12 protein-coding genes are annotated in these 13,701 nt (G+C 69.8%); 8 read left to right on the top strand and 4 right to left on the bottom strand.

Features of this window, described 5'->3' with window-relative positions; all coding sequences use genetic code 11:
- Positions 1-26 precede the first annotated feature (26 nt).
- Complete coding sequence (locus OC490_RS13585; protein ID WP_410098622.1) at positions 27-1,838, bottom strand: serine/threonine-protein kinase; 1,812 nt, start codon at positions 1,836-1,838, stop codon at positions 27-29.
- A gap of 230 nt (positions 1,839-2,068) precedes the next feature.
- Here OC490_RS13585 and OC490_RS13580 point away from each other — a divergent pair, with 230 nt between their 5' ends.
- Positions 2,069-2,806, top strand: a complete 738-nt coding sequence (locus OC490_RS13580) for an LPXTG cell wall anchor domain-containing protein (RefSeq protein WP_262058154.1) — start codon at positions 2,069-2,071, stop codon at positions 2,804-2,806.
- A 271-nt stretch (positions 2,807-3,077) separates the two neighbouring features.
- On the opposite strand, the gene OC490_RS13575 is transcribed toward OC490_RS13580, so the two are convergent.
- The gene (locus OC490_RS13575; RefSeq protein ID WP_262058153.1) at positions 3,078-3,659 is read right to left on the bottom strand and encodes a biotin transporter BioY; all 582 of its coding nucleotides are present in this window, start codon (positions 3,657-3,659) and stop codon (positions 3,078-3,080) included.
- A 416-nt stretch (positions 3,660-4,075) separates the two neighbouring features.
- On the opposite strand from OC490_RS13575, the gene OC490_RS13570 reads away from it, so the two are divergent.
- The 7 genes from OC490_RS13570 (at position 4,076) to OC490_RS13540 (ending at position 11,204) form a co-directional block, all read left to right on the top strand.
- A complete protein-coding gene (locus OC490_RS13570) occupies positions 4,076-5,278 on the top strand; it encodes an ROK family transcriptional regulator (protein WP_262058152.1) in 1,203 nt (400 codons plus the stop codon).
- Positions 5,279-5,492: 214 nt separating this feature from the next.
- The gene (locus OC490_RS13565; protein ID WP_262058151.1) at positions 5,493-6,563 is read left to right on the top strand and encodes an ABC transporter substrate-binding protein; all 1,071 of its coding nucleotides are present in this window, start codon (positions 5,493-5,495) and stop codon (positions 6,561-6,563) included.
- A gap of 5 nt (positions 6,564-6,568) precedes the next feature.
- The gene (locus OC490_RS13560) at positions 6,569-7,435 is read left to right on the top strand and encodes an ABC transporter permease (protein WP_262058150.1); all 867 of its coding nucleotides are present in this window, start codon (positions 6,569-6,571) and stop codon (positions 7,433-7,435) included.
- Complete coding sequence (locus OC490_RS13555) at positions 7,411-8,127, top strand: ABC transporter ATP-binding protein (protein ID WP_262058149.1); 717 nt, start codon at positions 7,411-7,413, stop codon at positions 8,125-8,127. Before OC490_RS13560 ends, OC490_RS13555 begins: the two co-directional genes overlap by 25 nt.
- Before the next feature lie 108 nt (positions 8,128-8,235).
- Positions 8,236-9,570, top strand: a complete 1,335-nt coding sequence (locus OC490_RS13550; RefSeq protein WP_262058148.1) for an LLM class flavin-dependent oxidoreductase — start codon at positions 8,236-8,238, stop codon at positions 9,568-9,570.
- Between the two features lie 12 nt (positions 9,571-9,582).
- The gene (locus OC490_RS13545; RefSeq protein WP_262058147.1) at positions 9,583-10,491 is read left to right on the top strand and encodes a TauD/TfdA dioxygenase family protein; all 909 of its coding nucleotides are present in this window, start codon (positions 9,583-9,585) and stop codon (positions 10,489-10,491) included.
- A 77-nt stretch (positions 10,492-10,568) separates the two neighbouring features.
- On the top strand, positions 10,569-11,204 hold the full coding sequence (locus tag OC490_RS13540; protein ID WP_262058146.1) for a superoxide dismutase: 636 nt from the start codon (positions 10,569-10,571) through the stop codon (positions 11,202-11,204).
- Between the two features lie 428 nt (positions 11,205-11,632).
- Here the strand turns inward: OC490_RS13540 and OC490_RS13535 are convergent, their stop codons facing one another.
- Together OC490_RS13535 and OC490_RS13530 are read right to left on the bottom strand one after the other, a co-directional pair.
- A complete protein-coding gene (locus OC490_RS13535; RefSeq protein WP_262058145.1) occupies positions 11,633-12,241 on the bottom strand; it encodes a histidine phosphatase family protein in 609 nt (202 codons plus the stop codon).
- Complete coding sequence (locus OC490_RS13530) at positions 12,238-13,677, bottom strand: FGGY-family carbohydrate kinase (RefSeq protein WP_262058144.1); 1,440 nt, start codon at positions 13,675-13,677, stop codon at positions 12,238-12,240. The genes OC490_RS13535 and OC490_RS13530 overlap by 4 nt, the downstream gene beginning before the upstream one ends.
- Between the last annotated feature and the right edge of the window lie 24 nt (positions 13,678-13,701).

Raw genomic sequence — 13,701 nt, 5'->3', positions numbered from 1 at the left:
CAGCAGCCCGGGGGCACCAGCCGCGTTCACAGCACGACAAAGCTGTTCTTGACCTTGTCGTAGGTCTTCAGGGCCTGGGTCTCCGCGTCCGGCCGGTACCAGGTGTTGATCTGGTACGACTTCCCGTCCGCGTCGAAGCCGAGCAGCCGGGCGTGCCAGGGGATGCCCTTGAGGGTGAACGTGTACTCCCAGACCACCGCCGGGTACCCGCGGAACGTCGTGCCGACGAGGCGGATCTTCCGGTAGTCCTGCCCCTGGCGGGCGTTCCGCTCCGAGGCCTCCCACGTCTGCATGAGGTCACCTCGGGCGAGGGAGGACTTGCCCACGAGCTCCTGGCTGCCGTCCGGGGACGTGTAGTGGACCTCGGCCCCCGTCTTCAGATCCCGCCGCCAGCCGGTGGGCGTCGCCCACGCGAACCCGCCCGCCTCCTGGTGCGTACCCGGGGGCAGGCTCGGGGGGCGGGAGGTGCCTTCGACGGTGGGAGAGGTGGTGGGGGACGGAGATGTGGGAGAGGCGGAGGGGGACAGTGAGGCGGAGGCCGAAGGTTGGGTCGACGGCGAGGCGCTGATCGATGCCTTAGATGCCTTCGATGCCGAACCCGTGGCAGACCTGTCGTCGGACGAGCCGTTCCCGTTCACGAGGATCGCCGCGACTACCGCGCCCGCTACGGCTACGGCCGCGGCGGGGATGAGTCCGGTACGGCGGTGGGAGCGGGAGCGGGTCGTGAACGGTAGCGCCGGGCCGGGCAGACGGGCGGGGTGGGGGCCCAGGTCCGGGCGGGGGCCGCGGGCGGGGCGCGGCGGTACCGGGCGCTCGGGGCGCTCGGGGCGCTCGGGGCGCTCGGGGCGCACAAGGGAGACGCCTGCCACCGCCGGACGCTGCGTCGGTATCGCGTCCTCGACGGGCGGAACGGGATCGGGATCGGGGTGGGGATGGGGATGGGGTTCGGGATCCGGATCGTGTACTCGGGGATCGCGTGCCGCCCGGACCAACGACGGTTCCAGGAAGGCCGGGGTGGGTGACTCCTCGTAGGCGTCGGGCGGCTCCACCAACTCCGTTTCCACTGCACCGAGTTCCTCGGCCTCCGTAGGAAACGCGACCGGCCCCAGTGCCTCCCCCACTTCCTCCAACCCCGGCCGGACCGACGGCTCCTTCTCCAGCAGCGCGGCCAGCACCTCACGCAACGGGCCTGCCGCAGGCGGAAGTTCGGGCTCCTCGTAGAGCACCGCGTGCAGGGTCGCGAGGGTGGTGTCGCGGGAGAACGGGGAACGGCCGCCGAGGGCCGCGCACAGCGTCGCGCCCAGTGACCAGACGTCCGAGGGCGGTCCCTGCGGGCGGCCCGAGATCCGCTCGGGTGCCATGTAGTCGGGCGAGCCGACGAGCATGCCGACCATGGTGAGCGCCTTGGCGTCCTGGATCGCGGCGATACCGAAGTCGGTGAGCACCACGCGTTGCGCACGGCTCTCGACGAGTACGTTGCCGGGTTTGATGTCCCGGTGCAGGACGCCCCCCGCGTGCACCTGTCGCAGCGCCGCCACCAGCCCCAGCCCGATACGGGCGGCCTCGCGCGGGCCGATCGGACCGTCCTCCGCCATGATCCGCTCCAGCGAGCGGCCGGCCACCAACTCCATGACGATCCACAGGCGTTCGCCCTCGTCCACGACGTCGTAGACCCGTACGACGTTGGGATGGTCGATCCGGGCGGTGGCCCTGGCCTCGCGCAGGGTGCGCTCGCGGCGGGTGCGGGTGTCCTCCGCGCCGAGGCCGTCGATGCGCATCTCCTTGACCGCGACCTGCCGGTCGAGCATTTCGTCGGCGGCCCGCCACACCCGCCCCATTCCCCCCTGCCCGATGCTCTCGACCAGTCGATAACGTCCGGTCACCAATAGCCCCGGAGTTCCGCCGTTCCTCAAGTTCCCCGTATTCCCCGGCAATCCGCTGCACCCCCACAATGGTCACACTTCATGCCGTACCAGCATAGTGCGGAGAAATCTTGTGGTACCTCTTCAAGTACTGCGAATTCAGGCGCAGTCCCTGGGGGACACAGGGGAACACAAGGGGGACGAACATGAGTTCTCGTCGCGCGACGACCATCGCGACGGCCATCACAGGATCGCTGCTCACGGCATCTTTCTCGGCGGTGATGATCCTTCCCTTCACCGCCTCGGCGGATGACCAGGGACCGGGAAGCAGCAAAGGCGGAAAGGCGATGGACGCGGCACCGGCGGGTGTGAAACTGACCACGCTCCTGCCGGAGAAGATTTCTGTCGACAACAGTTCGAAGAAGACGGCCATCACCGCCACGGTGAAGAACGAGGGGACCAAGGAGAGCGGCGATCTCCATCTCCTGGTCGTCGGTTTCGACGGCCTCAAGGTCAATAGTGTGCAGGGCTGTTCGGCGATCGCCGAAAAGGATCTGCCGCCCGGTTCCAACAGCGGATTCACGTGCTCCGTCGGCGCTCTCGCCGCGGGGAAGTCGAAGTCGTACGCCGTCGACGCGACGTACGACCTGAGCAAGGCCGGGAAGATCTGTCTGCCGGTGATGTCCGCCGACGGCAAGAAGACGTTCTGGCAGCAGGGCCCGGTCCCGTTCGGTACGACGAACCCGTCGCCGAACGCCCCGGCCACCCCGTTGCTGCTCGGCACCGACAACAAGCCGGTGGCGCCGGGCGGCGACACCCTGCCCAAGACCGGCGTCGGTCGTGACGTGCTGCCGCTGGGCGCGGCAGGTGCGGCACTGATCGCGGCGGGGGCGGCGGGCCTGTACTGGTCGCAGCGACGGCCGAGGCAGCCTCTCCAGACCTGAGCCAGGGCCCGGACAAGGGAGGGCCTGGTCGCGGGAGCACCCGGCCCTCCCTGCGAACTCGCCGGTTTCCAGACCGGGTTCGCGCAACGCGCGGGCCCGGCTCCAACCCGGCCTTCGCGCTGCCCGTGCCCGTGACACCGGGCCGGGCGGTCAACTCCGCCTTCGGGGCCGGCGGTCGGACCGAGAGCCGTCCGACACGGGGACACACGAAGGCTCGCCGGATTGAAGTCGCGATACGACCCGGCGAGCCTCTTCCGCAGGAACTACGGCCCTAGCTCTGCTTGTTGACGAACTTCCACGCGGTCGGCGTCGCGCCCATCGCCAGGGCCGCCTTCAGGGCGTCGCCGAGGAGGAAGGGGGTGAGGCCGGCGGCGATCGCGGCGCTCGTCGACAGGTCGAGGCTGACCGCGAGGTACGGGACGCCGACGGCGTAGATGATCGCCTCGCCCAGGATCATCGTGCCCGCCATGCGCAGGACCGAGCGGTCGGCGCCGCGGCGGGCCAGGGCGCCCACGGCGGCGGAGGCGAGCAGCATGCCGATGATGTAGCCGAAGGAGGCGCCGCTCCCGTGGGTGCCGCCGGCGAACCACGGCACGCCGGCCAGGCCGAGCAGCGCGTACAGCGCGAGCGAGAGGAAGCCGCGGCCGGCGCCCAGGGAGGTGCCGACGAGGAGCGCGGCGAAGGTCTGGCCGGTGACCGGGACCGGGGAGCCCGGTACGGGCACGGAGAGCTGGGCGGCGAGGCCGGTGAGCGCGGCGCCGCCGAGCACGAGGGCGATGTCCCGGACGCGGGAGGCGGGCAGCAGGTCGGCCAGGACCTGTCCGGGGCGGGCGGTGGCGACGGCGGTACTCAAGGGGAACTCCGCAGGTTGACGGGGGTACGGCGGGGACTCCGTGACGCTATCCCAGGGTCCTTCGGCCGATCACCGTCAGCGCTCGACAAAGGCTTCGGCGCGGACTTGGTGGGCTCCGCACAAAGGATGCCCGTTACACGCGCTCGGGGGTGATGCCCGTCACGCGTACCCCGTGCCGTCTCGCACACCGGTCACCGTCTGGGCAGCGGTGCACCGTTTTGCTAGCTTCGACCGCATGGTTGCCCAGGCCCGGAACTTCGCGTCGCGTCGCTACGTCGACCTGCGACGCCAGGCCGCGGCGACCTGTTACCGCCCCTGAGGCGGGCGGAGCGGATCCGGTGCGCCTCGACGTGTCCCACATCAGAGACACACAAGACGACGGCGCACTGTCGGACCCGTTCCCGAGGAAGATCCCCATGCCCCGTAACGCGGCACCTCTTCTACGCTCCCCCGTACCCCGCGCCGCCGACAGCGACCGGCGGCGCACCAACGCGAGTGTCATCCTGCGGTCCGTGCTGGAGCACGGGCCGGTGGCCCGCTCCACCATCGCCCGGCTGACCGGGCTGTCCCCGGCGTCGGTGACCGACTACTGCGCCCACTTCGCCGAACTCGGCCTGATCCGTGAGTCGGCCACACCCGAACGGTCGGGAGGTGTGGGCCGGCCCCATGTGCCCGTCGACCTGGACGAATCACGGTTCATCGTGGGCGGAGTCCATGTGGCCGTGCCCTATACGACGGTCGCGCTGCTCGATCTGCGCGGGCGGGTGGTGGCCGAGCGACGCATCGGACACCACACCACCGACCCCTCACGAGTGCTGGCGCGGGCCGCCGAAGGGCTGGACGCGTTGCTGACGGAGGCGGCGGCCGGGTCCACCCCGCTCGGCGTCGGCGTGGCCGCCGGCGGCTGGGTCGACCGGGACTCCGGAACCATCGTCGAGCACCCACTGCTCGGCTGGCGGGAGGTGCCGGTGCGCGAGATCCTCGGCTGCCGCACCGGGCTCCCGGTCCATGTGGACGGCCATGCCCGCGCGTTGGTCAACGGGGAGCGCCTCTTCGGGCAGGCCCGCGGCAGCCGCAGCGTGCTGCATCTCTTCGTCGGCAATGTGGTCGACGCGGCCTTCGCCACCAACGACGAGGTGCATCACGGTCCCCGCTCGCAGGCTGGTGCCATCGCGCATCTGCCCCTGCGCGGCGGCACCGAGCCGTGCGACTGCGGCCGGGTCGGCTGCCTCCAAGTGGAGCTGAGCGAACGGACGTTGTGCCGACGGGCCCGGGAGGCGGGGATCGTCGACGGGGTGAACCCGACCCACGTCGTGGCCGCGGCCGAGCGCGGAGACCCCGTCGCCGTACGGCTGTTGACGCAGCGGGCGCGGATGGTGGGGCGGGCGGCCGGGCTGCTGCTCGACATCCTCAACCCGGAGACGGTGGTCGTCACCGAACTCGGCGTCATCCACCGCGAGGACTGCCTGCGCGCGCTGCGCGAGGAGGTCGGTGACGCGCGGGCGCCGGCCGTCGTGCCGACGAGTTTCCCGGATTCCGTGCTGGCCGTGGCGGGCGGTTCGGTGATGCTGGACGTGCTGTTCCGGGATCCTTTGAGTGTTTCACAGGCGACTATTTAATTCAGAAACTCGGAATGTTGACAGGAGGCGCTCATGACCGAGAACATCCTGTTCATGAGCCTGCAGATGAGTTGTCGCACTTCTTGTTGCTGACCCGTTGACGCGCCCCTGGCGCCGGTCTCATCCTGCCCGCATTTCCTTCTCCGGCTTTCCTCTGCCGTGAATCCCGCGCGCATTCCCGCGTTTCCGCGACTTTTGATCAGGGAGTACTCCCATGCCCAATTCCCGTGCGCCCGGCCTCGACCGGCGGCTCTTCCTCACCTCCGTGCTCGGTGCCGCCGCGGGCATCGCCGGCCTCAGCGGCTGCGCCACGACCAGTGCCGCGGCCTCGAAGTCGGGGGCCGGTCTGTCCGCCCCGCTCGCCGAGAAGGTGCCGACCGGCACGAGCCTGAAGATCTCCTCGTACCTCAACACCCAGCAACTCCAGTTCAAACTGGCGAAGTTGCCCAAGTTGCCGTTCACCGTGTCGAGTTGGGTGAACATCGGGGCCGGTCCCGATGTCATCAACGCGTTCCGCGCCAAGTCCCTGGACCTGGCCAACAACGCGGGTATCCCACCGATCCAGGCGCACTACCAGGGCTTCGACGCGAAGATCGTCGCGATCAACATCACCCGCAAGCCCAACTACCTCTTCGCCACCAAGCCCGGCAGCGACATCCACACGGTCGCCGACTTCAAGGGCAAGAAGCTCGCGTTCTCGCAGGGCCAGGCCCAAGGCGTCGTACTGCTGCGGGCGTTGAAGGAAGCGGGCCTGAAGTACGACGAGGTGAAACTCGTCCCGCTGACCAGCAACCAGTTCTTCACGGCCCTGCAGTCGGGCCAGGTCGACATCGCCCCGCTCGCCAACAGCCAGGCACCGGCGTACCTCAAGCAGTACGAGGCGAAGGGCGCCCGCGGGATCACCACCGACGTCGTGGACCTGCTCAGTCTGCTGTGGGCGCCGTCCGCCGTGCTGGCCGACTCCGCGAAGGCCGCCGCGATCGCCGCTTACATCCCGCAGTGGGCGCAGGGCCAGGTCTGGCAGTACGAGCACCCGGACACCTGGAACGAGGAGTTCTACGTCAAGACCCAGAACCTGACCCTCGCGCAGGCCCAGTCCGTCACCGCACTCGCCAACAAGCCGTTGTTCCCGCCGAGTTGGGACGAGGCCGTCAAGTGGGAGCAGGAGACCGCCGATCTGCTGGCGGAGGGCGGCTTCGTGAAGGAGTTCAAGGTGGACTCGCTCTTCGACCGGCGCTTCGAGGACATCGCGGCGAAGGCCGTACCGGCGGAGTACCGGAAGTGACGGCCATGACGACCTCCACGTCCCAGACCGCCGACACAACCACCGTGCGGGTGACGGCCGTCGAGGAGAAGGCGGCAGTACGGCGGCGCGCGCGGCGCCGCGGCCTCGCCCCCGGCAAACGCCTGCCCGCCTCCCGGATCATCGGCCCCGCGCTCTTCTTCGCCCTGTGGGCCGCCGCCTCCGCCGCCGGACAGCTGGACCCGGCCGCGATCCCGGCGCCCTGGACGGTGCTGAGGACCGCCGGCCGGCTGTGGACGGCCGGCACACTGCCCACCGACGTGCTGACCTCCCTGGAACGCGCCGCCTACGGCTTCGCCCTCGGCCTCACCGCCGGTGTCGTCCTCGCCCTCGCCGCCGGACTCAGCCGGATCGGCGAGGCCCTGATCGACGGGACCGTGCAGCTCAACCGAGCCATCCCGACCCTCGGCCTGATCCCGCTGTTCATCCTCTGGCTGGGCATAGGCGAGACCTTCAAGATCGCCATCATCGCGATCGTCGTCTACATCCCGATCTACCTCAACCTGCACGCCGCGCTGTCCGGCATCGACCACCGCTATGTCGAACTCGCCGAGGTCCAGGGCCTGTCGAGGCTCCAGTTCATCCGCCAGATCGTCATCCCCGGCGCCCTGCCCGGCTTCTTCGTCGGCCTGCGCCTCGGAGTGACCGGCTCCTGGCTGAGCCTGGTGGTCCTGGAGCAGATCAACGCCACCAGCGGCCTCGGTTACATGATGTTCCAGGCCCAGAACTACGGCCAGTCGGACGTCATCCTGGTCGGTCTGCTGATCTACGGCGTGTTCGGCCTGGCCTCCGACAGCGCGGTCCGTCTCGTCGAACGGAGGGTGCTGTCATGGCGCCGCACACTCAGCAGCTGACCACCGCGCCCACCGTCCAACTCAGGGGCCTCACAAGGTCGTTCGACGGTCGTACGGTCCTCGACGACATCGACCTCGACCTGCCCGCCGGACAGTTCACCGCCCTGCTCGGGCACAGCGGCTCCGGCAAGAGCACACTGCTGCGGGCCATCGCGGGCCTGGACCACGAGGTCGTCGGCAGCGGCCGACTCACGGCCCCCGAACGGGTGTCGGTGGTCTTCCAGGACTCCCGGCTGCTGCCCTGGCGCCGGGTGCTCGACAACGTGCTGCTGGGAACGGAGGGCAAGGAAGCCGCCGCGAAGGGCCGCGAGGCCCTCGCCGAGGTGGGCCTCGCCGGCCGTGAACGGGCCTGGCCCAACGAGCTGTCCGGCGGCGAGGCGCAGCGGGCGGCACTGGCCCGGTCCCTCGTACGTGAGCCCGAACTGCTGCTGGCCGACGAGCCGTTCGGGGCGTTGGACGCGTTGACCCGGATCCGGATGCACGTTCTGCTGCGCGAGCTGTGGGAACGGCACCGTCCCTCGGTGCTGCTGGTCACCCACGACGTGGACGAGGCGATCGTCCTCGCGGACCGGGTGCTGGTGCTGGAGGAGGGGCGGATCGGGCTGGACCTGGCCATCGACCCCGAGGTGCCGCGTGCGGAGTACCAGGAGCGGCTGCTGGCGGCGCTCGGTGTGACGTCGGATTCGCGGTGAGCGTCGGCTGCGCGAGCCGCCCGGGGGGCTGCGCCCCCAGACCCCCAACGGGCTGATTGTCGCCGCCCGCATTGAAAGGCACCGGAACACTCACACAAAGGACCTGGCATGCCGCGCCGCCTCCACCTCAACGCCTTCCTCATGAACACCGGTCACCACGAGGCCTCTTGGCGCCTCCCGGAGAGCAACCCCTACGCCCACGTCGAACTGGACCACTACACACACCTCGCCCGGATCGCGGAGCGCGGCACCTTCGACTCCCTCTTCCTGGCCGACGGACCGCAGTTGTGGAGCAACCTGGCCCAACGCCCGGCAGGTGCCCTGGAACCCCTCACCCTGCTCACCGCACTCGCCACAGCGACCGAACACATAGGCCTGATCGCCACCGCCTCGACGTCCTACAACTCCCCCTACAACCTGGCCCGCAAGTTCGCCTCGCTCGACATCATCAGCGGCGGCCGGGCCGGCTGGAACATCGTCACCACGGCCGGTGCGGAGGCAGCCCGCAACTTCGGACTCGACCACGAGCCCGCGCACGCCGAACGGTACGCACGCGCCGCCGAGTTCCTCGATGTGGCCCTGAAGCTCTGGGACAGCTGGGAGGACGACGCGATCGTCGCCGACAAGGCGGCCGGCGTGTGGGGCGACGACACGAAGATCCACCCGCCCCGCCACCAGGGGACGTACTTCAGCGTCGAGGGCGCCCTCAACGTCCCCCGCTCGCCCCAGGGTTACCCCCTCCTCGTGCAGGCGGGTTCGAGCGAGGACGGCAAGACGTTCGCGGCCCGCTACGCGGAGGCGGTGTTCACCGCGCAGCAGACCCTCGCCGACGCGCAGGCGTTCTACACGGACCTCAAGTCCCGTACGGCGGCGGCCGGTCGGGACCCCGAGCACATCAAGGTGCTGCCCGGCATCGTCCCGGTGCTCGGCTCGACGGAGGCAGAGGCCCGGGCCAACGAACGCCTCCTGGAGGACCACATCGTGTACACGCACGGAGTGGACCGCCTGGAGCACCTTCTCCAACTACCGCCCGGCACCCTGGATTTGGACGCCCAGCTCCCCACCGACCTGCCCCCCGAGGACGCCATCGAGGGCGCGAAGAGCCGCTACACCCTCGTCGTCGAACTCGCCCGCCGCGACCGGCTGACCGTACGGCAGCTGATCGGCAGGCTCGGCGGCGGACGCGGCCATCTCACCTTCGCAGGCACACCCGAACAGGTCGCCGACGCTATCGAGACCTGGTTCACGCAGGGCGCCGCCGACGGTTTCAACATCATGCCGGCAGTCCTGCCCTCCGGCCTCGACGCCTTCGTCGACCACGTCGTCCCCCTCCTCCGCTCCCGAGGCCTGCTCCGCACCGAGTACGGCCCGCGCACCACCCTCCGGGAGCGCTACGGCCTCCCCCGCCCCGCCAACCAGTACACCCAACCCGCCTTTGCCTGAAGGGACTTCACCATGTCCATCGAGACCCAGATCGAGATCGAGATCCAGAAGGTCACCGCACACATCGGCGCCCGCGTCTTGGGTGTCGACATCAACAAGCCGCTGGACGCCGAGCAGGTCACGGCGATCCGCGAGGCCCTCAACGTCCACAAGGCGCTGGTCTTCGACGACGTACACCTCGACGACGAGGGCCAGGAGGCCTTCGCCCGCCACTTCGGCGACCTCACCACCGCACACCCCACCGTGCCGGCCGTCGACGGCGCCCCGAACGTGCTGCCCGTCGACAGCGAGCGCGGCCGGGCCAACCACTGGCACACGGATGTCACCTTCGTCCTCAACCCGCCCCAGGCCAGCACCCTGCGCAGCATCACCGTCCCGCCGTACGGCGGCGAAACCCTGATCGCCAGCTCCGCGGCGGCCTACCGCGACCTGCCCGAACCCCTCCGCGCCCTCGCCGACACCCTGTGGGCGGAGCACACCAACGACTACGACTACGCCGTACCGGACGAGGAGATCGACGACGAAAAGGCGGCCCAGCGCGCCCAGTTCACGTCCATCAAGTTCCGTACGGTCCACCCGGTGGTCCGAGTCCACCCGCTGACCGGCGAACGCGGCCTGTTCATAGGCGGTTTCGCGCAACGCATCGTAGGCCTGTCGCCCGGCGAGTCCCGCAAGCTCCTCGACATCCTCCAGGCGTACGTCACCCGCCCCGAGAACATCCTGCGCCACCGCTGGTCCCCGAACCAGCTCGTCCTGTTCGACAACCGCATCACCCAGCACTACGCCATCGACAACTACGACAACCAGCCCCGCCGCCTCAACCGCGTGACCGTCGCCGGCGACATCCCGACCGGCATCGAGGGCAAGGAGAGCTACTCGATCGAGGGGGACGCGTCGCACTACACATCGGTGGCGGAGTAGCCACACAGCACACTTTCGCTGATAGTTTGTAGTTGCAAGCGATGTGCAATAAGAGGCTCGAAGGGGACCGCTCCGCCATGCCCGTCTACACACTGCCCGACCTGCCCTACGACTACGCCGCGCTCGCCCCCGTGATCAGCCCCGAGATCATCGAGCTGCACCACGACAAGCACCACGCGGCCTATGTCAAGGGAGCCAACGACACGCTGGAGCAGCTGGCGGAGGCACGCGACAAGGAGCAGTGGGGCTCGGTCAACGGCCTGGAGAAGAGCCTGGCCTTCCACCTCTCCGGCCACATCCTGCACAGCATCTACTGGCAGAACATGACCGGCGACGGCGGCGGCGAGCCCCTGGAGGCAGACGGCGCAGGCGAGTTGGCGGACGCGATCACCGAGTCCTTCGGCTCGTTCGCCGGTTTCAAGGCCCAACTGACCAAGGCCGCCGCGACGACACAGGGTTCGGGCTGGGGCGCACTCGCCTACGAGCCCCTGAGCACCCGCCTCATCGTCGAGCAGATCTACGACCACCAGGGCAACGTCGGCCAGGGCTCCACCCCCCTCCTGGTCTTCGACGCCTGGGAGCACGCCTTCTACCTCCAGTACAGGAACCAGAAGGTCGACTTCATCGACGCGATGTGGGCGGTCGTCAACTGGCAGGACGTGGCCCGGCGTTACGAGGCGGCGAGGTCCCGGCAGACGATCCTGCCCGTATGACCCAGCTGAAACGTCCTGCCTCGTGATCGTCTTCTCACCTTTCACGCGGGCGGGCGGACAGAGAGGAAGAGCCCCCGCGAGGACGTGACTCGCGGGGGCTCTTCCCGCTCCCCCGTCTTGCACCTCCAGCGGCTGGAAGTCGCAGACTCAAAGCCATGGACGGCACACGAGGGCCGGCCGGAAACCACCCGCAGCACGGGCGACCACGGGCTCTACGACGCGGCCGGACCGGCCCGCCTGGAGCTGGTGACCACCTTGCGCTCACCCGGTATCGGCCACGCCGAGGTGCACCGGGTGCTGAACCGCCAGAGCACGATGGCGGAGGTGGCCGCGACCTATGTCGCAGCGCTCGACAGCCGACGCGCACAGCCTGTTCGCTCACCATCAACTACCCCTCGAACAGCCAACAAGCAAACAGAGCATGCCTCTTACACACAAGGCACGTTGAACGAGAGCAGGGCGCTCTCTTCCTGCGTCATGCGAATTTCGGACACCGCCGCGTTTCGCAGCATGGGAAATACGCGCCGGTATTCACTGAGCGGAATCGACAGCAATCGGCACAGAACCAAACGCAGCAAGGTGTTGTGGGCGACGACCAGGACGCGCTGCTCGGGATGTGCGGCGGCGATGCGGTGCAAAGCTGCTGTGCCGCGCGCTGCCGCTGCCGTCGGGTCCTCGGACTCGGGGAAGGGATACGCGACCGGGTCGGCCCTGAACGCCTCCGCCGCACCGGGGTCCTCCGCCGCGAACTCCGCGAGCGTACGGCCCTCCACCACCCCGAAGTCGCATTCGCGCAGGGCGGGTTCGGTGTGCGGGACGAGGTTCAGGGCGTGGGCGGCGGGGGCCGCTGTGAGCACGGCCCGGGACAGTGGGGACGTCCAGATCGCGTCGACCGGGTGGGCGGCGGCCCAGCGGCCGAGGGCTTCCGCCTGGGTGACGCCCGTGTCCGTCAGGGCGACGTCGCTGATGCCGGCGTAGCGGTTCTCGGCGTGCCAGACGGTCTGGCCGTGGCGGGCCAGGAGCAGGGTGGTGGTCATGAGGCGTCGGTCTCCAGGTTCAGACGGTTGCGGGCGTGTGCCGCGACCGGTGCGGGCAGCCAGCCCCGTGACTCCAGTTCGGCCACGAGGCGGGCGTACGGCTCCGTGAAGCGCTCCGTGCGGGCGGGATCGGGTGCTACGACCGTGCGGATGCGGACCATGTGCTCGGCTGCCTCCGCGAGCGGCGTCCCGGTGGTTCCGTGGACCGCCAACACCGCCATCCCCAGGGCCGGTTCGATCTGTTCCGGCACTCGGGCAGAGCGGCCGAGGATGTCGACGCGGAGCTGGTTCCAGTACGCGCTGCGGGCCGCGCCGCCCGTGAAGGTGAGCGGCCCGTCTATCGGAGCGCCCAACTGGTGCAGGTAGTCGAGGCACAGGCGCTCGGTGAACGCCACGCCCTGCAGTACCGCCGCCCAACGGTCCGCCTCGGAGACCGGGGTGCCGAGCGTGAAGGCGGTGGCGTCCGGGGCGAGAAAGGGGAACCGTTCGCCGGGCGAGGTGAGGGGGTAGGCAAGGGCACCCGACGGTTCGTACTGGGCCGCCCGCCTGTCCATGTCCACCGGATCCCCCCCCGCCGGCAACGCACCCGCCCCCACGCTCGACGCCCCGCCCGGCAGCCAACTCCCGTCCGGCGCACGGTGGTTGTAGACCACCCCGGCGCTGTCCCGGACGGGCCTCGCGGACGCCCCCTTGAGGACCAGCGTGGTGCCGAGCACCGAGTTCCAGGAGCCTTCGTACAAGGCCCCCGAGGCGATCTGGGCCGCGCAGCCGTCCGTCATCCCGGCGATGACCGGCGTACCGACGGGAATGCCCGTCGCTTCGGAGGCGGCCCGGCAGACCTCCCCCAGCCGAGTGCCGGGACGGACCACCTCCGGCAACACGTCACCCAAGTACGCCAGTCGGGACGGCCAGGCCTCCCCCTCCGCGTCGTAGCCCGTCTTGAGGGCATGGCTGGAGTCGGTCGGAACCACCGTCCCGCTTCCACCCGTCAACCGGGCGGTGATGACGTCGGGTTGATGGGTGACCCGCCCCCTCCCATACGCCTCCAACAGCCACAACGCCTTCGGCAGCGCCCAGCTCGGCTGCATACCCACCCGCGCCGCCTCCGCCACCGCGCGCCCGTCGTCGTACATCACCCCCGGCGTCAGCGGACGCCCCTCGCCGTCCGTCAGCATCACAGTCCCCGAGGTGCCGCACACCGCGAGCCCGCCGAGCCGTAGCCGCGGCTGTCCCGTCAAGGCGGCCCCGGACGCGACGCACACCGCCTCCCACCACTCCCCCGGCTCCTGTTCGTGCCGCACCCCGTCCCGGCGGCCGGTCAGCGGGGCGGCACCGGAACCGAGGACCCGCCCGTCACCGGTGACCAGCAGCGCGCGGACGCTCTGCGTACCCAGGTCGATCCCGAGCCACGCCCCACCGTCACCCTCGAACATCATCCGGACCTCCCACAGGGGTTACGC

Source organism: Streptomyces sp. STR69 (genome assembly GCF_024519455.1).
Classification (GTDB): domain Bacteria; phylum Actinomycetota; class Actinomycetes; order Streptomycetales; family Streptomycetaceae; genus Streptomyces.
Note: the sequence above shows the minus strand (reverse complement) of the source record. Positions and strands in the feature narration are given on the sequence as shown.